20 protein-coding genes are annotated in these 20,581 nt (G+C 72.8%); 12 read left to right on the plus strand and 8 right to left on the minus strand.

All coding sequences use genetic code 11. The features are described 5' to 3' along the window. Positions 1–18 precede the first annotated feature (18 nt). Positions 19–2,289: an alpha-xylosidase gene (yicI, locus tag OHS17_RS29020; protein ID WP_330314538.1), complete on the plus strand. Its 2,271-nt coding sequence runs from the start codon at positions 19–21 to the stop codon at positions 2,287–2,289. Positions 2,290–2,327: 38 nt separating this feature from the next. On the opposite strand, the gene OHS17_RS29025 is transcribed toward yicI, so the two are convergent. After that, complete coding sequence (locus OHS17_RS29025; protein WP_330314539.1) at positions 2,328–2,834, minus strand: DUF4232 domain-containing protein; 507 nt, start codon at positions 2,832–2,834, stop codon at positions 2,328–2,330. A gap of 193 nt (positions 2,835–3,027) precedes the next feature. Between OHS17_RS29025 and OHS17_RS29030 the strand changes: the two genes are divergently transcribed. Genes OHS17_RS29030 through OHS17_RS29040 form a run of 3 tightly spaced genes read left to right on the plus strand, consistent with a single transcriptional unit; the run spans position 3,028 to position 5,625 of the window. Beyond that, positions 3,028–3,606: a TetR/AcrR family transcriptional regulator gene (locus OHS17_RS29030; protein WP_330314540.1), complete on the plus strand. Its 579-nt coding sequence runs from the start codon at positions 3,028–3,030 to the stop codon at positions 3,604–3,606. A gap of 41 nt (positions 3,607–3,647) precedes the next feature. Then, entirely contained in the window at positions 3,648–4,835 is a 1,188-nt protein-coding gene (locus tag OHS17_RS29035; RefSeq protein ID WP_330314541.1) for a GDSL-type esterase/lipase family protein, read from the plus strand. 55 nt (positions 4,836–4,890) lie between these two features. Beyond that, the gene (locus OHS17_RS29040) at positions 4,891–5,625 is read left to right on the plus strand and encodes a GNAT family N-acetyltransferase (protein ID WP_330314542.1); all 735 of its coding nucleotides are present in this window, start codon (positions 4,891–4,893) and stop codon (positions 5,623–5,625) included. A gap of 52 nt (positions 5,626–5,677) precedes the next feature. Here the strand turns inward: OHS17_RS29040 and OHS17_RS29045 are convergent, their stop codons facing one another. From OHS17_RS29045 to xylB, 3 genes are all read right to left on the minus strand, one after another. After that, positions 5,678–6,511 carry a hypothetical protein gene (locus OHS17_RS29045; protein ID WP_330314543.1) on the minus strand — a complete coding sequence of 278 codons (834 nt, stop codon included), beginning with the start codon at positions 6,509–6,511 and terminating at the stop codon, positions 5,678–5,680. Continuing rightward, complete coding sequence (locus OHS17_RS29050; protein ID WP_158680413.1) at positions 6,511–7,776, minus strand: VWA domain-containing protein; 1,266 nt, start codon at positions 7,774–7,776, stop codon at positions 6,511–6,513. Before OHS17_RS29050 ends, OHS17_RS29045 begins: the two co-directional genes overlap by 1 nt. Positions 7,777–7,859: 83 nt before the next feature. Continuing rightward, the gene (xylB, locus tag OHS17_RS29055) at positions 7,860–9,350 is read right to left on the minus strand and encodes a xylulokinase (RefSeq protein ID WP_330314544.1); all 1,491 of its coding nucleotides are present in this window, start codon (positions 9,348–9,350) and stop codon (positions 7,860–7,862) included. 229 nt (positions 9,351–9,579) lie between these two features. Here xylB and xylA point away from each other — a divergent pair, with 229 nt between their 5' ends. Beyond that, a complete protein-coding gene (gene xylA, locus OHS17_RS29060) occupies positions 9,580–10,749 on the plus strand; it encodes a xylose isomerase (RefSeq protein ID WP_330314545.1) in 1,170 nt (389 codons plus the stop codon). A 67-nt stretch (positions 10,750–10,816) separates the two neighbouring features. Here the strand turns inward: xylA and OHS17_RS29065 are convergent, their stop codons facing one another. The 4 genes from OHS17_RS29065 to OHS17_RS29080 all read right to left on the minus strand — a co-directional run bounded on the left by OHS17_RS29065 (position 10,817) and on the right by OHS17_RS29080 (position 13,946). Next, positions 10,817–12,058 (minus strand): ROK family protein, encoded by a 1,242-nt coding sequence (locus tag OHS17_RS29065; protein WP_330314546.1) that lies wholly within the window; start codon positions 12,056–12,058, stop codon positions 10,817–10,819. A gap of 75 nt (positions 12,059–12,133) precedes the next feature. Further along, on the minus strand, positions 12,134–12,784 hold the full coding sequence (locus OHS17_RS29070) for a DUF305 domain-containing protein (RefSeq protein WP_018100241.1): 651 nt from the start codon (positions 12,782–12,784) through the stop codon (positions 12,134–12,136). Beyond that, complete coding sequence (locus tag OHS17_RS29075) at positions 12,781–13,431, minus strand: DUF3105 domain-containing protein (RefSeq protein WP_330314547.1); 651 nt, start codon at positions 13,429–13,431, stop codon at positions 12,781–12,783. Before OHS17_RS29075 ends, OHS17_RS29070 begins: the two co-directional genes overlap by 4 nt. Before the next feature lie 95 nt (positions 13,432–13,526). After that, positions 13,527–13,946: a hypothetical protein gene (locus tag OHS17_RS29080; protein ID WP_330314548.1), complete on the minus strand. Its 420-nt coding sequence runs from the start codon at positions 13,944–13,946 to the stop codon at positions 13,527–13,529. Between the two features lie 116 nt (positions 13,947–14,062). Between OHS17_RS29080 and OHS17_RS29085 the strand changes: the two genes are divergently transcribed. From OHS17_RS29085 to OHS17_RS29115, 7 genes are all read left to right on the plus strand, one after another. Next, positions 14,063–14,899 (plus strand): phospholipid scramblase-related protein, encoded by an 837-nt coding sequence (locus tag OHS17_RS29085; RefSeq protein ID WP_330314549.1) that lies wholly within the window; start codon positions 14,063–14,065, stop codon positions 14,897–14,899. 147 nt (positions 14,900–15,046) lie between these two features. Continuing rightward, entirely contained in the window at positions 15,047–16,723 is a 1,677-nt protein-coding gene (locus tag OHS17_RS29090; RefSeq protein ID WP_330314550.1) for an FUSC family protein, read from the plus strand. Next, positions 16,720–17,226, plus strand: a complete 507-nt coding sequence (locus OHS17_RS29095) for a MarR family winged helix-turn-helix transcriptional regulator (protein ID WP_018100236.1) — start codon at positions 16,720–16,722, stop codon at positions 17,224–17,226. The genes OHS17_RS29090 and OHS17_RS29095 overlap by 4 nt, the downstream gene beginning before the upstream one ends. 320 nt (positions 17,227–17,546) lie before the next feature. Next, positions 17,547–19,160, plus strand: a complete 1,614-nt coding sequence (locus OHS17_RS29100; RefSeq protein WP_330314551.1) for a sensor histidine kinase — start codon at positions 17,547–17,549, stop codon at positions 19,158–19,160. Further along, positions 19,157–19,564: a roadblock/LC7 domain-containing protein gene (locus OHS17_RS29105; RefSeq protein ID WP_018100234.1), complete on the plus strand. Its 408-nt coding sequence runs from the start codon at positions 19,157–19,159 to the stop codon at positions 19,562–19,564. Before OHS17_RS29100 ends, OHS17_RS29105 begins: the two co-directional genes overlap by 4 nt. Then, entirely contained in the window at positions 19,561–19,932 is a 372-nt protein-coding gene (locus OHS17_RS29110; protein WP_018100233.1) for a DUF742 domain-containing protein, read from the plus strand. Before OHS17_RS29105 ends, OHS17_RS29110 begins: the two co-directional genes overlap by 4 nt. Beyond that, complete coding sequence (locus OHS17_RS29115) at positions 19,913–20,527, plus strand: GTP-binding protein (protein WP_330314552.1); 615 nt, start codon at positions 19,913–19,915, stop codon at positions 20,525–20,527. The genes OHS17_RS29110 and OHS17_RS29115 overlap by 20 nt, the downstream gene beginning before the upstream one ends. The last annotated feature ends 54 nt before the right edge of the window (positions 20,528–20,581 follow it).

The raw sequence follows: 20,581 nt of genomic DNA on the forward strand, positions 1-20,581 counted from the left end.
CCCCGGCAAGGAGTCCGCATGAAGTTCACCGACGGCTTCTGGCTCATGCGTGAGGGCGTAAGCGCCTCCTACGCGACCGAGATCCGCGATCTGCGCGCCAGCGCCGACCAGTTCAGCGCGTACGCGGCGGTGAAACGGGTCGCCGCACGCGGTGACACCCTCAACACCCCGCTCATCACCGTCGACTGCTTCTCCCCGGCCGAGGGGATCATCGGCGTCCGCACCACGCACCACGCCGGAAAGGCCCGCCGGGGACCGGACTTCGCCTTCCCCGGGCTGGACCCGGCCGGCTCCGGCGCCCGCACCCGGCAGGACGGCGGCGTCATCGAGCTCACCAGCGGTCCGCTGACCCTGAGGCTGGACCGCGACGGCCCGTACGGTCCGGTCTTTCTCGACGCGGACGGCCGCCGCCTGACCGGCGTCGACACCAAGGGCACCGCCTTCGCCACCACCCCCGACGGCGCACACCACATGGTCGCCCAACTCGCCCTGGCTGTCGGCGAGAACATCTACGGACTCGGTGAGCGCTTCACCCCGTACGTCAAGAACGGCCAGAGCGTCGACATCTGGCAGGCGGACGGCGGCACCAGCAGCGAACTCGCCTACAAGAACATCCCGTTCTACCTCTCCTCGCGGGGCTACGGCGTCTTCGTCAACCACCCCGGCAAGGTCTCCTTCGAGGTCGGCTCGGAGTCGGTCGGCCAGGTGCAGTTCAGCGTCGAGGACCAGTCGCTGGAGTACTACATCGTCGCCGGTCCGACGCCCAAGGAGGTGCTGGCCCGCTACACCGCGCTGACCGGCCGCCCGGCGCTCCCGCCGGCCTGGTCGTTCGGCCTGTGGCTGACGACGTCGTTCTGCACCTCGTACGACGAGGAGACCGTCACCTCGTTCGTGGAGGGCATGGCGGAGCGCGACATCCCGCTCTCCGTCTTCCACTTCGACTGCTTCTGGATGCGCGAGTACCAGTGGTCGGACTTCCTCTGGGACCCCGACGTCTTCCCCGATCCGGAGGGCATGCTCGCCCGGCTCAAGGAACGCGGGCTGCGCATCAGCATGTGGATCAACCCGTACATCGCCCAGAAGTCGGCGCTGTTCGCGGAGGGCGCCGAACTCGGCCATCTGGTCCGCCGCCCCAACGGTGACGTCTGGCAGTGGGACCTGTGGCAGCCCGGCATGGCGCTGGTCGACTTCACCAGCCCCGCCGCCCGCGAGTGGTACACCGGCAAACTGCGACTGCTGCTCGACCAGGGCGTCGACTGCTTCAAGACGGACTTCGGCGAGCGCGTCCCGACCGATGTCGCCTGGCACGACGGCTCGGACCCCGAGCGGATGCACAACTATTACGCGCAGATCTACAACAGGACGGTCTTCGAACTCCTGGAGAAGGAGCGCGGCCACGGCGAGGCGGTCCTCTTCGCCCGCTCGGCCACGGCCGGCGGCCAGCAGTTCCCCGTCCACTGGGGCGGCGACTGCTTCGCCTCGTTCACGGCGATGGCCGAGTCCCTGCGCGGCGGCCTGTCCCTGAGCCTGTCCGGCTTCGGCTTCTGGAGCCACGACATCGGCGGCTTCGAGGGCACCCCGGACCCGGCGGTCTTCAAGCGCTGGCTCGCCTTCGGGCTGCTCTCCTCGCACAGCCGGCTGCACGGCAACGTCTCCTACCGGGTGCCGTGGGAGTTCGGCGAGGAAGCGGTCGACGTCGCCCGGAAGTTCACCCTCCTCAAGCACCGGCTCATGCCGTACCTGTACGGTGCCGCCGCCACCGCCCACCGCACCGGCATCCCCGTGATGCGGCCCATGCTGCTCGAATTCCCGGACGACCCCGCCACCCGCACCCTGGACCGGCAGTACATGCTCGGCCCCGACCTGCTGGTCGCCCCGGTCTTCACGGAGGACGGGCAGGTCGAGTACTACGTCCCCGAGGGCACCTGGACCCACCTGCTCACCGGCGAGACGGTCACCGGTCCCGCCTGGCGCCACGAGACCCACGGCTTCGACAGCCTCCCGGTCCTCGTCCGCCCCGGCGCGGTCCTGCCCTGGGGCGGCGACGACCGGCGCCCGGACGGCGACTGGCTCGACGGGCTCACGCTGCGGGTGTTCGGCGAGGCCGACGGTACGGAGGTGACCGTGCCGGACCACGCGGGTGCGACGGCCGCCACCTTCCGGGTGACCCGCGACGGCGACACCCTGACCGTCACCTCCGAGCGCATCGACCGCCCGTACCGCGTGGTCGCCGAGGCCACGGGCGCGACGGGGGAGGGGCGGGGGACGGTGACGGTGCGGGGCGCGTGAGCGACGGCGGGGCGGTCCGCCAGGAGCGCCCCGTGTCCTCAGCCCGTTCCCGCCGACAGCGCCCGGTCCGCCGTGCCCGGCGAGGCGTGCCAGAGCGTCGTCACCGGCTCCCACACCCGGATGCCGTCCGCCATGCCGACGGCCGACGCCGCGAACGTCACCCCGTAGTGCGCCGGGTCCGCCGCGACGGACAGGCTGCGCACGACATGGCCCTCGGTCGTCCCCGGCGCGGCCGTGCGCACGGCCGCGTACCCGTGCTCGCCCGGGGACAGCACGTACGGCCCGCTCGTCGACGGCGGCACGGGCTGCGCCGAGCCGTCCAGGCCCCGGAACGTGACCGTCGGGATGCGGTCCACGGCGCAGGCCCGCCCGCCTTCGTTGACCACGGAGATCCGGGCGGTGTTCTGCGAGCCGCCGGGCCCGGCGGTGACGCGGAGGTCCTTCTCCTGGCAGGGGGCGGTCGCGGCCGAGGCGGCGGGGGCGGTCAGGGCGGTGGTGGCGGCAGCGGTGACGACGGCGGTGGTGAGAGCGGTGCGCAGACGCATGGTGTTTCTCCCCTGGAAGCCGGTGGGCGACTGTCTCTGACAGTCTGAGCCGTTTGCCGGATTCGCGGCGATAAAACAGACATATCGATCCGGCAACGTGTCGCGAGTGAAGAGGGATGCCTTGAGGCCTTTTGTATTTGCCTAAAGCTCTTAGGCAGGCGCATGATGGCCGTCCCCGGACAAGGAGGCGACCATGGTGCGCGCGGGTCTCACCGCCGAACGCCTGACGAGAGCGGGCGCCGAGCTGGCCGACGAGGTCGGCTTCGACCAGGTGACCGTGTCCGCGCTGGCGCGGCAGTTCGACGTCAAGGTGGCGAGCCTCTACTCGCACGTGAAGAACTCCCACGACCTGAAGACCCGGATCGCCCTGCTCGCCCTGGAGGAGATGGCCGACCGGGGCGCCGCCGCCCTCGTCGGACGGGCCGGCAAGGACGCGCTGACCGCCCTCGGCGACATGTACCGGGACTACGCCCGCGAGCACCCCGGCCGTTACGCCGCGGCCCAGATGACGCTGGACCCCGAGACGGCGGCCGCCAGTGCGGGCCTGCGGCACTCGCGGATGACCCGCGCCATCCTGCGCGGTTACGACCTGGACGAGCCGGACCAGACGCATGCCGTGCGGCTCCTGGGCAGCGTGTTCCACGGATTCACCACCCTGGAGGCCCAGGGCGGGTTCAGCCACAGCGTCCCCGACTCGCAGGAGTCCTGGTCCCGCACTCTGGACGCGCTGGACGCCCTCCTGCGCAACTGGCCCGCGGCGGGGCAGGCGTAACGATGCCCCCGACCGCCCCCCCCCGCGACCCAAGTGGAGCCATGAGCACCGACGCAGCGACACCCCTCCCGTTCACCACCCCCGTCACCCCCGCCCTCCTGCGCGGCGCGCTCGACGTGGAGCGCACCGACGCCGGGCTGCTCCCGCACCGCCTGCCCGCCGCCGCCCGCGCCCAGGCCCCGGACGGCCAGATCGCCCTGGCCGAGGCCCAGCCCTCCGGCGTACGGCTCGTCTTCCGGACCCGGGCCACGGTGATCGAGCTGGAGGCGCGGCGCACCCGGACCGTCTACGCAGGCGTCCCGCCGAGGGACGGCGGGGTGTACGACCTGCTGGTGGACGGCGTCCTCGCGGCGCGGGGTTCGGCGAGCGGCGGCAACGTCCTGGATGTCGACATGGCGACCGGGCAGACCCGGTTCCGTAGCGGGCCGGTCGGGTCCGTGCGGTTCGACGGGCTCGCGGACCGCGAGAAGGACGTCGAGGTCTGGCTGCCGTACAACGAACGCACCGAGGTCGTTGCCCTGCACACCGACGCGCCCGTCACGCCCGCCCCGGCCTCCGGCCGCAAGGTGTGGCTGCACCACGGCAGTTCGATCAGCCACGGCTCCGACGCGGCGAGCCCCACGACCACCTGGCCCGCGCGTGCGGCGCTGCTCGGCGGCGTCGAGCTGGTCAACCTCGGCCTCGGCGGCAGCGCCCTGCTCGACCCGTTCACGGCCCGCGCGATGCGGGACACCCCCGCGGACCTGATCAGCGTCAAGATCGGCATCAACCTCGTCAACGCCGACGTGATGCGCGTGCGCGCCTTCGCCCCGGCGGTGCACGGCTTCCTCGACACCCTCCGCGAGGGCCACCCGGACACCCCGCTCCTGGTGGTGTCGTCCGTGCTGTGCCCCATCCACGAGGACACCCCGGGCCCGAGCGTCCCCGACTTCAGCCGCCTCGGCGAGGGCAAGGTCCGCTTCGCGGCGATGGGCGACCCGGAGGGCCGTGCCACCGGCAAGCTGACGCTCCGCGTCATCCGCGACGAACTCGCCGCCCTGGTGGGCCAACGCTCCGCCGAGGACCCGCAGTTGCACTACCTGGACGGCCGCGAGCTGTACGGCGAGGCGGACGCGGAGGAACTCCCCCTCCCCGACGCCCTCCACCCCGACGCCGCCACACACCTGCGCATGGGCGGCCGCTTCGCGGCCCTGGCCTTCGGAGAGGGTGGCGCGTTCGCCGGGCCGTGATCCCCGGCCGCGAAAGGGAGTACGCCGCACCGCCCGTTCGGGGGAGGATGCGGCGATGAACGACGATCCGCTGATGGCCAGGGCCCGCCGCCTGTGGGAGACGCTGGCCGGTGTCCCTGCCCCCGCCGCCCCTGACGGCGCCCCGGTCGTCGTCACGGCTTCCGCGTCCGCGCTGTGCCCGCCCGCCTGGGTGGGCACGGTGCTCCTCGGCGACGCGGCCCTCGTCACGGCGCCCACCGACGCGGCGGCGGACGAGGTGCGCCGCGCGCTGAAGGCCGTACCGACGCGGGAACTCGCCGAACCGGAAGCCATACGCAGGGAGTTGTCGGTCGCCGAGGTGCTGGGCCCGGCCACCCTCGCCTATCTGGCGGCCGGTGACTTCCGGCCGTACGAGCCCCCGGACGTCACCGTCACCACCCTGCCCGCCGGTGACCCCGAGCTGCTGAGGCTGCTCGGGTCGGTGAGCGAGGAGGACGCGGGGGAGTGCGGGCTGGACGAGATCACCTCCCCAGCCTTCGTCGTACGCGAGGACGCCACCGGTCTCATCGCGGCGGCCGGGTACGAGGCCTGGCCCGGGGAGACCGCCCACCTCTGTGTGCTGACCGCGCCGGGCGCCCGGGGCCGGGGCCTGGCCCGCGCGGTGGCGTCCGCCGCGACGCACCACGCCCTCGCGGCGGACCGGCTGCCCCAGTGGCGGGCGCGGCCGGAGGCGTCACGCCGCGTGGCCAGGGCGCTCGGATACCGGGAACTGGGCCGCCAGTTGAGCGTGCGGCTGCACGGACCCGCGTAACGCCGCCGGACCGGCCCCCGCAGCGGGGACCGGTCCGGCGGTGGGCACACCGTCAGGCGCCCGGCGGCACGTGGTGCGGGCGGCCCCGGCCCCGGGTCACCGTGTAGCCGAAGACGCCCGCGAGAGCGGCGAGCAGGCCGCCGCCGGCCGTCCACAGCCAGCGGCTGGTCCACCAGCCGGAGGACCAGCCGTCCTCGGGCTCACCGGCGAGCGCGACCGGCTCGGCGGAGGCGTCCGTGCCGTCGTCCGAAGCCTGCTCGGCCGAGGAGACCCCCGGGACCAGCGGCTTCGACAGGCTGCCGTCCACGTCGGCGGATCCGCCCTGGTCCTTCGAGTCGACCTCCACCTCGGTGTGCACCGGCAGACCGAGGTCCGCCTGGGCCAGGTCCACGACCGTGAGGCGGACGTAGTAGCTGCCTGGCAGCGGGTCGTTGGCCCACTGCTCGGCGTTGGCCCGGACGGTACGCAGCACACAGGTCAGCTCGACCGTGGCGGCGTCGGCCGCGGCGGTGCCGGTCTGCTTGCCGTACATGCACGCCTGGCGGCGGCGCAGCCCGTCGTACACATCGACCTGCCAGGTCTGCGCCCCGTGCCGGGCGGCGCTCTCGGGCAGCGTGACCTTCGCCGTCACCGTGGCGCGCTGCCCGGCGTCCGCCGGGAAGACCCAGTACAGGTAGTCGCCGGTCGAGGCCCCCGCGGTGGCGGTCTCGCCCTGCTGGAGCGCCGTGGCGGTACGGAAGGTGGTGCCGGCTTCCGTGGGGCCGGAGCCGTCACCGGAGGCGCTGGGGCTCGGCGACGGGTCGTCGGCCGCGGCGGCGCCCGCCCCGGTCAGCACGGCCAGGCCGGTCAGCAGCGCGCCCGCGAGCACACGTCTCGTACGGGACATCAGCGGGTCCTCCAGACAGCGATGCGCCAGCGTGAGATCCAGCCGAAGAGCAGACCCACGATCAATCCGGTCAGGGTGAGCAGGCCCAGCAGCCACCAGCCGTGGCCCAGACCGAACGCGGCGACGTCCGCCGCCTCGTCGGGCGCGTCCACCACGTCGACGGTCAGCTCCAGCGGCATGCCGGGGGTGGTCTTCACCGAGGCCGGGGCCGAGAACGAGTTGCTGACCTGGAGGCACACGGTCTCCGGGGTCTGCTCGTCCTCGTCCTGCTCGGGCTTCGGGTAGCGCAGCCCGGACGAGATGGCGTCGGTGCGCCCGGTCCCGGACTCGGAGCCCCGGACGATCTCGCGGCCGTGCGTGGTCACCGCGCGCAGCAGCATCCCGTAGTCGTTGTTGACGGCGCGGTCGGCGAACACGCTGACCGAGGCGCGCAGTTCCTGACCGGGCTTCACCTCGACCTTGTACCAGCGGTGCTCGGCGAACTTCTCGCGGTCGGTGTAGAGGCCCGGCTTCAGCTCGGGTGCGTCCGTGCAGCTGTCGGCGCCCTTCGTGGCGACCGGGGTGACCACGGGCTCGGCGGCCCGGTCCACCAACTGCTTCACGCGGCCGGACAGTTCGTCGGTGTGCTGGACGGCCGTGTAGGTGCCGCCGGTGGCCTCGGCGATGCAGGTCAGCTGCTGGCGGATCTTTGCGTTGGGCACCAGGCCCAGCGTGTCGATGACCAGGTGGATGCCGCGCGCCGCGATGTCGCGGGCGACCTCGCACGGGTCGAGCGGGCCGCAGGTGTCCTCGCCGTCGCTGATCAGCACGATCCGGCGGGTGGAGTCGCCGCCCTCGAGATCGTCGGCGGCGCCCAGCAGCGCGGGGCCGATCGGGGTCCAGCCGGTGGGGGCGAGCGTGGCCACGGCGGTCTTCGCCTCGGTGCGGTCCAGCGGGCCGACCGGGTACAGCTGCTTGGTGTCCTTGCAGCCCACCTTGCGGTCGTCGCCCGGATAGTCGGCGCCGAGGGTGCGGATGCCGAGCTGCACCTGCTCCGGCACCGCGTCCAGCACCTCGTTGAACGCCTGCTTCGCCGCGCTCATCCGGGACTGGCCGTCGATGTCGCGGGTCCGCATGGAACCGCTGACGTCGAGGACCAGTTCGACCTTGGGGGAGGCTTGGGTGGGGGTTTCGTCGGCCGATGCGGGCAGCGCCGAGCCGAGCCCGGCGGTCAGGGTGGCGAGCAGGATGCCCACCCCGACCGTCAGCCTTCTTCTTATGATCATCGCCGGATAGTAGTGAACATCAGTTCGCTATCCAAAACGGCTGGTGGCCGCCGTGCAGGCGCACAGCGGCCCTTGACGGCCGGTCAGCCGTCGCGGTCCCCGCCGAGCAGCGGCCCGGCCGCCCGTTCCAGTACGGAGCCGACCCGCTCCCACGCCGTCAGATCCCGCTCCACCGCCTCCAGGAGCACGTCCTCACCGGTGTCCCAGCCCGCCGCGACCGCGACCGGGTCCGCCCCCGTCGCCGCCGAAGCGGCGAGCGCCGCCGCCCCGAGCGCCACCAGCTCCCCGGCCCCCGGCACGATCACCGGCCGCCCGGACAACCGTCGTACGGTCTCCACCCACACGCGCCCCCGCGCCCCGCCGCCGATCAGCCGCAGCGGACGGGCCACCGCCTCGGGGTCCGCCGGGTCGAGACCGCAGGCCCGCGACAGCTCGTCGAGCGCCCGCAGCACGGTCACCACCGCGCCCTCGTAGGCGGCGCCGAGCAGTTGCTGCGGGGTCGTGTCGTGCCGCAGTCCGGTGAGGAGACCGGCCGCCGTCGGCAGGTCCGGGGTGCGCTCGCCGTCCAGGTACGGCAGCAGCACCGCCTCGCCGCCGGGCACGGCGTCATTGCGGTCCAGGCCCAGCAGGGCGGCCACCTTGTCCACGGCGAGCGTGCAGTTGAGGGTGCAGGCCAGCGGCAGATACGTGCCGTCCGCCGCCGCGAACCCGGAGAGCGCCGCCGACCCCGGCCGGGTCCGGGACGCGGCGAAGACCGTGCCCGAGGTGCCCAGGCTCAGCACCGGGTGGTCCAGCAGCCCCGCACCGCCCAGGCCAAGACCGACGGCGGCGCTCATGTTGTCCCCGGTGCCCGCCGCGACGGCGATCCCGGCGGGCAGGCCCAGCGCCTCGGCGGCCGCGTCCGTCAGTGAACCGACGCGCGCCCCGCCGCTCGGCGCCACCTCGGGGAGCAGCGCCGGGTCGAGGCCGATGAGCTCCAGCAGCTCCGGGTCGTAGGCGCCGGTCGCGGTGGAGTACCAGCAGGTGCCCGAGGCGTCGCCCGGGTCGGTGACGGCCCGGCCGGACAGCCGCTCGGTCAGGAAGTCGTGCGGGAGGCGCACGGCGGCGGCCGCCGCGGCGGTCTCCGGCTCGTTCTCCCGCAGCCACTGCCACTTCGACGCGGTCATCGCGGCCACCGGGACGGAACCGGTGCGCGCGGTCCAGGCGTCCGGGCCGCCGAGTGCGGCGGTGAGCGCGGCGGCCTGCGGGGCGGACCGGGTGTCGTTCCACAGCAGGGCCGGGCGCAGCGGACGGCCCTCGGCGTCCAGGACGACCAGGCCGTGCTGCTGACCGGCGACCGCGATGCCGATCACGTCGGCCGGGGCGGTCCCGGACTCCTTCAGCCCGGCGGCGACCGCGTCGCGCAGGGCCTGCCACCAGACCTCGGGGTCGCTCTCGCGCGCACCGCCCTCGCCGGTGACCACGTGCGGGGCGCGGCCGACGGCGAGCAGCCGGCCGGTGGCGGTGTCGGTGAACGCCGCCTTGGTGGACTGGGTGGAGCTGTCCACACCGATGACGACGGTATGCGGCGGCATGGCTGACCTCATTCGCTGATGTATTTGATCGTACGCAAAACAAATTACGTGATCGAACCCGTCCGGAACAGGTCTCGTTCCGGGTTCGCGGCGGCGGTGCGCGGACGTCTCCGCTCCAGGGGCTTTACGTCGCCCGGGCCGCCCGTGCATGATTAGTCATGACAGTGAACAAATTGAGGTTCGGCCGCCCGACCGGCTGCGGACCCACGGCCCCGAAGGCGGCACCACCATGACGGAACGCTTCGCACCGACCCCCGAGGACAAGTTCACCTTCGGCCTGTGGACCGTGGGCTGGCAGGGCCGCGACCCCTTCGGTGACGCGACGCGCGCCGCGATCGACCCGGTCGACTCCGTCCAGCGCCTCGCCGAGCTGGGCGCGTACGGCGTCACCTTCCACGACGACGACCTGATCCCCTTCGGCTCCTCGGACACCGAGCGCGAGGGCATCGTCAAGCGCTTCCGCCAGGCGCTCGACGCGGCCGGTCTCGTGGTCCCCATGGCCACGACGAACCTCTTCACGCACCCCGTCTTCAAGGACGGCGCGTTCACCGCCAACGACCGCGAGGTCCGCCGCTACGCCCTGCGCAAGACCATGCGCAACATCGACCTGGCCGTCGAGCTGGGCGCCACCACCTACGTCGCCTGGGGCGGCCGGGAGGGCTCCGAGTCCGGCGCCGCCAAGGACATCCGCGTCGCGCTCGACCGCATGAAGGAGGCCTTCGACCTCCTGGGCGACTACGTCACCGAGCAGGGCTACGACCTGAAGTTCGCCATCGAGCCCAAGCCGAACGAGCCCCGCGGCGACATCCTCCTCCCCACCATCGGCCACGCCCTCGCCTTCATCGAGCGCCTGGAGCGCCCCGAGATGGTCGGCGTCAACCCCGAGGTCGGGCACGAGCAGATGGCCGGGCTGAACTTCCCGCACGGCATCGCCCAGGCCCTGTGGGCGGGCAAGCTCTTCCACATCGACCTCAACGGCCAGTCCGGCATCAAGTACGACCAGGACCTCCGCTTCGGCGCCGGTGACCTGCGCCAGGCGTTCTGGCTGGTCGACCTCCTGGAGAACTCCGACTACGCCGGCCCGCGCCACTTCGACTTCAAGCCGCCGCGCACCGAGGACTACGACGGCGTCTGGGCCTCCGCCGCCGGCTGCATGCGTAACTACCTCATCCTCAAGGAGCGCGCCGCCGCCTTCCGTGCCGACCCGGCCGTCCAGGACGCCCTGCGCGCCTCCCGCCTGGACGAGCTGGCCCAGCGCACCGCCGAGGACGGCGTGGCCGGACTGCTCGCCGACCGTTCCGCGTTCGAGGAGTTCGACGTGGACGCGGCGGCCGAGCGCGGCATGGCCTTCGAGGCCCTGGACCAGCTGGCGATGGACCACCTGCTCGGCGTCCGCTGACACACGGGCAAGGAAGAGGGGGCGGACGCACTGTGCGTCCGCCCCCTCTCGTTGCTTCGCGCACGTCTCAGGCAGGCGCCGGACGGGCGTACGCCACCGGGTCGGCCAGCACATCCGTCATCACCAGCGCCGCCGCACCCCGCGCCGCGTCCCCCGCGACCGACGACGCGCGCAGCCGGCCCGCACCGGGCGCCCAGAGCCCGGACACCACGCGGCCCGTCAGCTCCTCGTCCGCCGGAGCGGCCAGCCACGGCATCAGGTTCCGGTAGATCCCGCCGAGCACCACCGCGTCCGGGTCGAGCAGATTGACCGCCCCCGACAGCACCCGGCCCAGCATCCGCCCGGCCTCCGCGACCGCGCCGACCGCCCGCTCGTCGCCCGCCCGCACCCGCTTCTCCAGCTCCGCGACCCCGAGCCCACCGCCCCCGTCGACCCCGGCCGCCCGCAGCAGCGCCGCCTGCCCCGCGTACTGCTCCAGGCAGCCGCGCGAACCGCACCGGCACTGCGGACCGCTCGGGTCCACCACCACATGGCCGATCTCCCCGGCGAAGCCGTGCGCCCCGCGCAGCAGCTCGCCGTCGATGACCAGCGCACCGCCCACGCCGATCTCACCGGTCAGATAGAGGAAGCTGCGGATGCGCTCCAGGCCGCCGAACCACAGCTCGGCCAGGGCCGCCAGATTCGCCTCGTTCTCCGAGCGGACCGGCAGCTCCTGGTGGCCCGGGTGCTCCGAGGTCAGCGCGGCGGCGAACAGCTCCTCGGCCGGGACCTGGTTCCAGCCCAGGTTCGGCGCCTGGCGGACCGCGCCGCCCGAGACCAGGCCCGGTAGCGCCAGGGCCACGCCGACCGGATACAGCTCCTGCTCCCGCGCCGAGTCCAGGGTGCGCGCGGCGATCCCGGCCGCCCTGGCCAGCACCTCGGCGGGCGGGGTGCCCCGGTTGTCCAGGTGCTCGGTGAGGCGGACCCGGCCGGTCCCGGCGAGGTCGACCACGCACACCGACACGTAGTCGATGTTGACCTCGACCCCGAGCCCGGCCGGCCCGGTGCGCGCCGTCTTGAGCGCGGTCCCGGGGCGGCCGGCCTGCCCGCTGAACGTCTTGCCGGACTCGGTCAGGAATCCGGTTTCGAGCAGCTGCTCGACCAGCGAGGACACGGCGGCCCGGGTCAGCCCCACGCGCGCGGCGACCCCGGCCCGGGTCGCCTCGCCCTCGCCCTCGTCGCGGACGGCCCGCAGCACGAGGCTCAGATTGCTGCGCCGGACGGTGTCCTTGTCGGCCTTGGGCCCCAGCGGTGTGAGGTTGCTCTTCATATCGGTCCTGAGCCTATGCGATTCCGTACGCCAGTACGGGCGTGCGAGGCCGGGGCCACCCGGCCCCGGCCCGCCTCAGGACGCGGACGCCCCGCGCTCCTTGAGCATGTCCGCCATGAGCGCGATCTCCGACTTCTGGGCCAGGGCCATGCCCGACGCCAGATTCCGGATCTCCTCGGTCTTCGCCGCGGAGGCCGCGGCCTGGGCCATCTCGGCGCCGGACTTGTGGTGTGCGGTCATCAGCTTCAGGAAGAGGATCTCGGCGTCCCTGCCCTTGGCCGCCCGCAGCTTGTCGAGTTCGGCGTCGGTGGCCATGCCGGGCATCAGCGCGCCGTCACCGCGCGGGGTGAAGGTGTGCCCCATCCATGCCATGGGCGGCCCGGGGGAGCTCTTCGCCCGGCCCCACATCTCCAGCCAGCCGAGCAGCATGCCGCGCTGGTTGGCCTGGGTGTTGATGATGTCGAACGCCAGCCGCCGCACCGCCTCGTCCGCGGTGCGGTCCCGGACGATGAACGCCATCTCGACCGCCTGCTGGTGGTGGACCGCCATGTCGCGCGCGAACCCCACGTCCGCCGAGGACTCGGCCGGTGCGGAGGCGGAGGCCGCCGCCGCGGGTGCCGACGTCGAAGGGCGTACGAGGGTCAGCGCGATCAGAGCGAGCGCCAGCAGCAGCACCGCACCGCCGGCCAGCACCAGGGGCCGCGAGGTGCGCGGCGCGGCCGTCACTTGGCGATCCCGCCGGTGCAGGCGGCGCCCGGCTCCGGGGTCTGCGGGCCCTGCACGTACTTCGTGAAGAACTGCGCGACGCGGGCGTCCGTGGCGCTCTTCACCGTGAGCTGCTTCCCCCAGGCGCTGAGCATCAGCGGCGCCGCCTGGTCCTCGACCGGGCTCATCAGCGAGTACGGCGTGTCCGCCACCCGCTCGTTCAGCTTCTTGATGTCGGCGGGCTTCGCCCTGCTGGTGTACGTGACCCACACCGCGCCGTGCTCCAGCGAGTGGACGGCGTTCTCCTTCGGTATGGCCTGGGTGTAGACGTCACCGTCGCAGTTCATCCACACGGGGTTGTGGTCGCCGCCGACCGGCGGGTTCATCGGGTAGTCGACCGTCTTCTCCACATGGTTCTGCGTGAGCTTGTCCCAGCTCTTCTCGCCGGTGACGGGCGAGGTCTTGGCCTGGGCCTCGGCCTTGTCCTGCTCATCGGCCGCGTTCATCAGGTAGCCGCCCCCGACGACGAGCCCGGCGACCACCAGCACGCCGACGGAGAGCGTGATGATGCGGGAGCGGCGCTCACGGGCCCGCTCCTGGCGGCGGGCCTCCTCCAGCTTGGCGCGACGGGCGGCGGAGGCGTTGTTCTGCTTGTTGGCGGTGGCCATGAGGGGTCCTTCGGTTCAGCGGATCGTGGGACGGAGTGCGTACGGCAGGGGGAGCCGCCGCACCCGGGAACGGGCACGGGGCATCCCCGGCCGTCCTAGGTCCGCTGAATCTGGAGGCGCAGGGGGTCGATCTCTCCGACCGCGTCGTTGGAGGGCCCCCGTATGGACGCGCCGCCGGTCAGGGGGCGGTGCGGGAGCAGCGCCACGGCCGCCGAGGGGACCGCCGCCGGGCCCGGCTGGGCGCGCAGCACGACGGGCGGCGCATGATCCGAGGCGTCGTGGCAGGAGTCCCCCACGCCCCGGTCGCGGGGGGTGTCGGCCACCACGACCCGGACCACCGTGAGGTCGGTCGGCTCCGCGAGGGCCGAGGCGGGGGCGTACTCGGAGGGGGAGTGGGGGCGTACGGACTGGGGCGCGCAGCACGAGACGAGCGCGACCAGGACGAACAGCCAGGCGAGCACGACCGGCGCACCGGTGCCGCGCAGCCGCTCCGCCCCCTCGCTCACCCTGTTCATCCCGCACATCGTACGCGGTGCGTTGAAGATTCAAGCAGTGCGGCGGAGGCAGCGGTGAAGCTGTGCATCCACGGAGGGCCGGACCGGTTTCGGCCATGGCGAGATAGTGTGCCCCGGTGACCACGCAATCGAACGTATCTGCGGGCTGGTATCCGGATCCGCACGGCGCCCCTCAGCTGCTGCGCTACTGGGACGGTTCCCAGTGGACGGAGCACACCCACTCCGCGGACGGCCAGGCCCCGGCTCCCGCGCAGTCGACGCCGCAGCCGCAGCCGCAGGCCCAGGTGCCGCAGCAGCCCGCGGCCGTTCCGCAGCAGGGGGCCCCGCAGCACCCGCAGGGCGGCGCCCCCGGCGGCTCGCTCTTCAATCAGCAGGTCCTGGTCGTGAACCAGAAGGCCAAGCTGATCGAGGTGACGAACGAGTACAGCGTCTTCGATCAGCACGGCAACACCATCGGCTCGGTCGTCCAGGTCGGCCAGGGCGCCCTGCGCAAGGTGCTGCGGTTCCTGACCAGCATCGACCAGTACCTGACCCACCGCCTGGAGATCCGCGACGCCTACGGCCAGCCGCAGCTGCTGCTGACCCGCCCGGCGAAGTTCATCAAGTCCCGGGTCGTCGTGGAGCGCCCCGACGGTCAGCCGGTCGGCGAGATCGTCCAGCAGAACGCCATCGGCAAGATCAACTTCGCGATCATGGCCGGCGGTCAGCAGATCGGTGCGATCAAGGCCGAGAACTGGCGCGCCTGGAACTTCGCGATCGTGGACCACAACGACCAGGAGATCGCCCGGATCACCAAGACCTGGGAAGGGCTCGCGAAGACGCTGTTCACAACGGCGGACAACTACGTCCTCCAGATCCACTACCAGCTGCCCGAGCCGCTGCTGAGCCTCGTGGTGGCGACGGCCCTGACCGTGGACACCGCCCTCAAGCAGGACGCCCGCGGCCTCGGCTGAGCCCGGTTCCGTACGCCTGCCCGCCCGCGCCCCTCACCGGAGGAGCGCGGGCGGCGCTGTGTCCGGGGGTGCCTCCGGGGACGCTGATCCCCGGGACCGGTTTCGATCCAGGTGTTTTACTTGTGTAATACCTGTTAAAGTGAATGAGTGAGCGATACAACCATCAGGTCCGCCAGGCCCGCCGTCCGCAGACTCCCGCTGACCGGCCCGCTGCGCCTGAACCGGCCGTCCGACATGTGGTTCAAGCCCGCAACCAGCGTCGTCGTGGCCACCGCGATACCCAACTTGGTGCTCCTCGCCCTCGGCCGGCTCGACCTGGTGATGTACACGATGGCCGGCTCGCTCTGCGCGCTGTACGGCCACAACCTCCCGTACGCCCGCCGCGCCGGCACCGTCGCCGGGGTCGTCCTCGGCATGACCGCCGGCCTCGGCACCTCCCTCGTCGTCGCCTCGCTCACCACCTCCACCGCCGTGCTCATCGCGGTCGGCGCACTCCTCGCCGCTGGGCAGAAGCTGCTCTGCGACGCGACCCGGATCGGCCCGCCCGGACCGGTGATCTTCACCTTCGTGAGCTCCGCCGCGCTGTTCGTCCCCCAGACGCTCGCCCAGGTCCCCGGCCACCTCGCCCTCACCCTCGGAGCGGGCGCCGTCGCCTGGCTCGTCGCCGTCGTCGCCCCCGCGCTCGTCCGCCGCGACGGCCCCGAACGCCGCGCCACCGCCCGCGCCCTCAACGCCGCCGCCGCGCACGCCGCCGACCCGGGCCACGCCACCCGCCGCGCCGCCGTCGCCGCCGTGCACGCCGCCTGGCAGACCCTCCTCGCCGCCGGCCGCCCCACCGTGGCCCGCCGCGCCCTCGAACGCCTCGTCGTCCACGCCGAGACCTCGGTCCTCGCGGGCACCCCCGACCCCGCCGACGCCGGCCGGCTCCGTGAGTGGGCCCGGCGCACCCGCGCCCGGGGCCCCGTGCCCACCCCGCCGCCCGCCCCCGGCACCGGCGCCGAACTCTTCGGGCTCGACGCCGAACGCACCGCCCGCCGCGGCTCGTTCCGTACGCTGCTGCGCGGCCTCGCCCCCGGCTCCCCGCTCCTCCCGGTCGCCGCCCGCACGCTCGTCGGCTGCGCCCTGGCCGGGTACGTCTGCTCGGCGGTGGGCGTCGGCCGTCCGTACTGGGCGCTCGTCACCGCCGCCTCCCTCTACCAGGCCAACGTCACGCTCTCCTGGAACCGGACGCTCCAGCGCACCCTCGGCAACCTCATCGGCGTCCTGGTCTTCGCCGCCGTCCTCCCGGCCGCCCGCGCCACCCCGCTCGCCCTCATCGGCTTCTGCCTCCTCTTCGCCTTCGCGGCCGAGGCGCTGATCACCCGCAACTACTGGCTCGGCTCCGTCGCCGTGACCCCGATGGCCCTCCTCGTCCTGGAGTACGCGGGCAGCCACCCGGCCGGCGAGCTGATCGGCGACCGGGTCCTCGACACCGTGATCGGGGCCGGCGTCGGCTTCCTCGCCGCCGTCCTGGTCACCAACCGCCGCGCCACCGGCCGCGTCGAGCGCGCGCTGGCCGACGCCGAACGCGCCCGCGCCCACGCCGTGCGGACCCTCGCCGCGCCGGAGCCCGCGCCCGCCGCCCTGGACGCCGCCCGCCGACAGCTCACCGGCAGCCTGGTCGAGCTGCGCGAGGCGGACGACACCGCGGCCGGTGAGTGGTGGCAGCCCGCCCTGGCGCGGGAGGCGGTGCTCGCCGCCGAGCAGGCCGGACACCGTACGCTCGCGGCGACAGCACAACGGCAGGGGTGGAGCGCCCCCGCCCAGGAGAACGGAGCGGTGTGACCGACGACATCGTCGCCTCGGTGGTCCGGCAGTGGCAGGCCGTGAACCCGGAACTCGACACCGGGCCCATGGAGCTCATCGGCCGGATCAACCGCTGCTCCGCGCTGCTCCAGCAGGCCGAGGACGCCCCGCTGCGGGCGGCCGGGCTGACCCGCCCGGAGTTCGACCTCCTCGGAGCCGTACGCCGTACCGACCGCGAACTGACCCCCGGCGAACTGGCCCGGGAGACCTTCTCCTCCGGCGCCGCCGTCACCAAGCGGCTGCGCGTCCTCCAGGAGCGCGGCCTGATCGCCCGGCGCGGCGACGAGCGCGACCGCAGGGTCGCCTACGTCCGCCTCACCGACGAGGGCCGCGACCTGGTCGACGGACTGCTGCCCCGGCAGCTGGCGTACGAACGCGCGGTGCTCTCCGGGCTCGACCCCGAGTCCCGTGACCGGCTGAGCGCCCAGCTCAGCGAGCTCCTGGTCCAACTGGAGGGGCGCATCGGCGGCGCCCGCCGGTAGCTGACCCCGCCCGGCATCACTCGTACGGGCACCTTCGTTCGTATGTGCCCATCTCTCGCCCTGCGGGGCGATTCTTCCTTATTCCTCCGCCCCGTCACTCCCCGCACACGCCTGAAGGCGGTGCGTGCAAAAACTCGTGAGCGTACTACCGCGGGAGCGCTCGCGCAGGGGGTTGGAGGAATGTGCGAAAGCGCTGATTCGATCTGACTAAGCTCACGCGCAGTGAAGCCGAGTTGAGATGAATTCGCGCGCTTGTTCTCTATGTTCAGGCAAGCGCCGAATCTCCGGAATACATCCCGAATCAACCGCCAGAGGTTCAGATGGCCCGTGTTGAATCACCGCCGGCCGGCAGGGAAGCCCCCGTCGCCCGCGCCCTGTTGCTTCCCGTCGTCGTGATGGCGGGAGCAACCGCCGCCGCGGCGGCGCTGGTTGCCGAGCCCGCGCGGATACCAGTCGTCTGGTGCGGAGCATTCGCCACCGTCGTGGTCACCGCGCTCGCCGTGGAGATCGCGCGGCGCGGCCGGACGATCCGCCGCCGCAACGCCGAGTACCAACAGCGCGTCACCGCCCTGGAACGGCGCATCGCCGACCATGACGAAGAGACCGTCCGCATCAGCAAGGAGCTGCTGCCGTCCGCCATCCACCGTCTGCGCGTGGGCAATTCGCCCGACGAGGTGCTGCGCGACGTGGTGGACTCCGACCCGGTCTACCGCCACCTGCCCGACTCCCAGCGCTCCCTCGTCTACACGGTGCTCGACATCATCGACAACGAGGAGGCGACCCGGGACTCCGCACAGCGCGCCTTCGTCAACGTCGCCCGCCGCGTCCAGGCGATCGTCCACCGTCAGGCCAGTGAGCTCCGGGAGATGGAGGAGCACCACGGGCGCAACCCCGACGTCTTCGACGACCTGCTCCGCATCGACCACGGCACCGCCCTGATCGGCCGCCTCGCGGACTCCATCGCGGTCCTCGGCGGCGCCCGCCCCAGCCGCCAGTGGCCCAAGCCCGTACCGCTGTTCAGCGTGTTGCGCGGCGCCATGTCGCGCATCCTGGAGTACCCGCGCATCGATCTGCACTCGATCGCCAAGGTCGCCATCATCGGCACCGCGGTCGAACCGCTCATCCACGCCTGCGCCGAACTCCTCGACAACGCCACCCGCTACTCGCCGCCGCAGACCCGGGTGCACGTCACCGCGGTCGAGGTGCAGACCGGCATCGCCATCGAGATCGAGGACGGCGGAGTCAGCCTCAGCGAGGAGGCCCGCGCCCGCGCCGAGAACATGCTGGCCAGGGCCCAGGCCGGATCCAGCATGAACGACCTCGGCGAGTCCCCGCGCCTCGGCATGGCCGTCGTCGGCCGCCTGGCCCGGATGTACGACCTCCAGGTCTCGCTGCGCCAGTCCGCGTACGGCGGCGTGCGCGCCGTGCTCATCGTGCCCCGCGCCATGATCACCACCGGCCCGGCCCCCGGCATCGCCCACGGCATCGGCGCCACCTCGCGGCCCACCAGCGACATCGACCTCGCCGACATGAAGCACGTCGTGCCGCCCCGCGGCAAGCGCCGCAAGCCCAGCCCCGTCGCCGCGCGCCCGGCGACCGGCCCGGTGGTCTCCGAGCCCCGCCCGGCCGCCCCGCCCACCCCGGCCGTCGCCATGCAGGACGACGTGCCCATCGTGACCGAGTGGACCTCCGGCGGGCTCCCGCAGCGCCGCAGCCGCGGCCGCGCCCCGCTCGGCTCGCACAACCTCCCCGCACAGGCCGCCGACCCCACCGCCGGCCGCACCAACGGCCACGGCTACGGCCAGGACAACAGCAAGGAACCGCCCCCCGGCATCTGGCTGGAGGCGTTCACCAAGGCCGCCAACGGCGTGCCCCAGGAGCCCAGGGCGGACGAAGACTCTGACGACGCGTGGGACAAGGGAGATCAGCGGTGATCCAGCAGCGGGGCAACATGGACTGGATGCTCAAGGAACTCGCCGACGACGTCCCGGACATCCACCAGATCGTCGTACTCTCCGCCGACGGACTGCGCATCGCCCAGCACGGCGGCGACCCCGATGTCGCCGACCGGCTGGCGGCGGCCTGCGCCGGTCTGCAGAGCCTGGCGGCGGCCGTCGCCTCCGAGATCCCGTACAGCGACGGCCGGATGCGGCTCGTCGTCATCGAGGTCACCGGCGGCTTCTTCTATCTGATGGCGGCGGGCGCGGGCGCCTACCTCGCGGTGCTCGCCGGTGAGACGGTGGACGCCGGGCACGTCGGGGCGCGGATGCGCGACATGGTCGTACGCATCGGCGGCCACCTCACGAGCCCGCCCCGCCACGACGGGCAGGCCGGATGAATTCTCCCCGACGAGAACGCCGCAAGGCCGACCCGGCGCTGAGCGATCCGGAGAGGCTCTACGTCATCACCGGCGATCCCGACGGCAGCGAGCGGGCAGCGCTCGACCTGGTCACGATGATTGTCTCGAAGTCGGAGCCGTCCCCGACGGTCCAGCCCGAACAGGCCGTGATCCTCCGGCTCTGCCAGGCCCCGTTATCGGTCGCCGAACTCTCCGCCTATCTCAGCCTGCCGTTCAGCGTGGTGACCTCGCTCCTCACCGAACTCCTCGCCACCGGTCTGATCGAATCGCGCGCGCCGATCGTCCGCGCGACCCTCCCGGACCGGTCCCTCCTCGAAGCGGTGATGCATGGACTTCAGAAACTCTGACACGATCACGGGCCCCCGCAGCGAGGACGTCCTGCCCACCACGGCCACCGCCGCGGTAAAGGTCGTGATCGTCGGCGGGTTCGGGGTCGGCAAGACGACCATGGTCGGCTCGGTCAGCGAGATCCGGCCCCTGACCACCGAAGAGACGATGACGCAGGACGGCGTCGGCGTGGACGACAACTTCGGCGTGGAGAGCAAGACCGCCACCACCGTCGCCATGGACTTCGGCCGGATCAGCATCAGCGAGGAGCTGGTCCTCTACCTCTTCGGCACCCCCGGCCAGGAACGTTTCTGGTTCCTCTGGAACGGCCTGTTCGAGGGTGCCCTCGGCGCCGTCGTCCTCATCGACACCCGCCGCCTCGAAACCAGCTTCGACGTCATCGGGCGCCTGGAGGAGCGGGGGGTGCCGTTCGTCGTCGCCATCAACACCTTCCCCGAGGCGCCGAAGTACCCCGTCGAGGCGCTGCGTGGCGCCCTGGACCTCTCGGAAGAGGTCCCGATGATCGACTGCGACGCCCGGCTGCGCGGCTCCAGCCGCGATGTGCTGATGACCCTGATGCGCTATCTGCACGGCCTCGCCCTCCCGATCGGCTGACCCCGCAATCCTTCCGAACCCGTTCCGCGCGTCCCCACCGCGCCCCCGACCGTC

It is taken from the genome of Streptomyces sp. NBC_00523 (assembly GCF_036346615.1).
Taxonomy (GTDB): Bacteria; Actinomycetota; Actinomycetes; order Streptomycetales; family Streptomycetaceae; genus Streptomyces.

Coding starts and splice junctions, on each gene's coding strand:
- yicI (WP_330314538.1), top strand. CDS start 19: ATGAAGTTCACCGACGGCTTCTGGCTCATGCGTGAGGGCGTAAGCGCC.
- OHS17_RS29025 (WP_330314539.1), bottom strand. CDS start 2,834: ATGCGTCTGCGCACCGCTCTCACCACCGCCGTCGTCACCGCTGCCGCC.
- OHS17_RS29030 (WP_330314540.1), top strand. CDS start 3,028: ATGGTGCGCGCGGGTCTCACCGCCGAACGCCTGACGAGAGCGGGCGCC.
- OHS17_RS29035 (WP_330314541.1), top strand. CDS start 3,648: ATGAGCACCGACGCAGCGACACCCCTCCCGTTCACCACCCCCGTCACC.
- OHS17_RS29040 (WP_330314542.1), top strand. CDS start 4,891: ATGAACGACGATCCGCTGATGGCCAGGGCCCGCCGCCTGTGGGAGACG.
- OHS17_RS29045 (WP_330314543.1), bottom strand. CDS start 6,511: ATGTCCCGTACGAGACGTGTGCTCGCGGGCGCGCTGCTGACCGGCCTG.
- OHS17_RS29050 (WP_158680413.1), bottom strand. CDS start 7,776: ATGATCATAAGAAGAAGGCTGACGGTCGGGGTGGGCATCCTGCTCGCC.
- xylB (WP_330314544.1), bottom strand. CDS start 9,350: ATGCCGCCGCATACCGTCGTCATCGGTGTGGACAGCTCCACCCAGTCC.
- xylA (WP_330314545.1), top strand. CDS start 9,580: ATGACGGAACGCTTCGCACCGACCCCCGAGGACAAGTTCACCTTCGGC.
- OHS17_RS29065 (WP_330314546.1), bottom strand. CDS start 12,058: ATGAAGAGCAACCTCACACCGCTGGGGCCCAAGGCCGACAAGGACACC.
- OHS17_RS29075 (WP_330314547.1), bottom strand. CDS start 13,431: ATGGCCACCGCCAACAAGCAGAACAACGCCTCCGCCGCCCGTCGCGCC.
- OHS17_RS29080 (WP_330314548.1), bottom strand. CDS start 13,946: ATGAACAGGGTGAGCGAGGGGGCGGAGCGGCTGCGCGGCACCGGTGCG.
- OHS17_RS29100 (WP_330314551.1), top strand. CDS start 17,547: ATGGCCCGTGTTGAATCACCGCCGGCCGGCAGGGAAGCCCCCGTCGCC.
- OHS17_RS29110 (WP_018100233.1), top strand. CDS start 19,561: ATGAATTCTCCCCGACGAGAACGCCGCAAGGCCGACCCGGCGCTGAGC.
- OHS17_RS29115 (WP_330314552.1), top strand. CDS start 19,913: ATGGACTTCAGAAACTCTGACACGATCACGGGCCCCCGCAGCGAGGAC.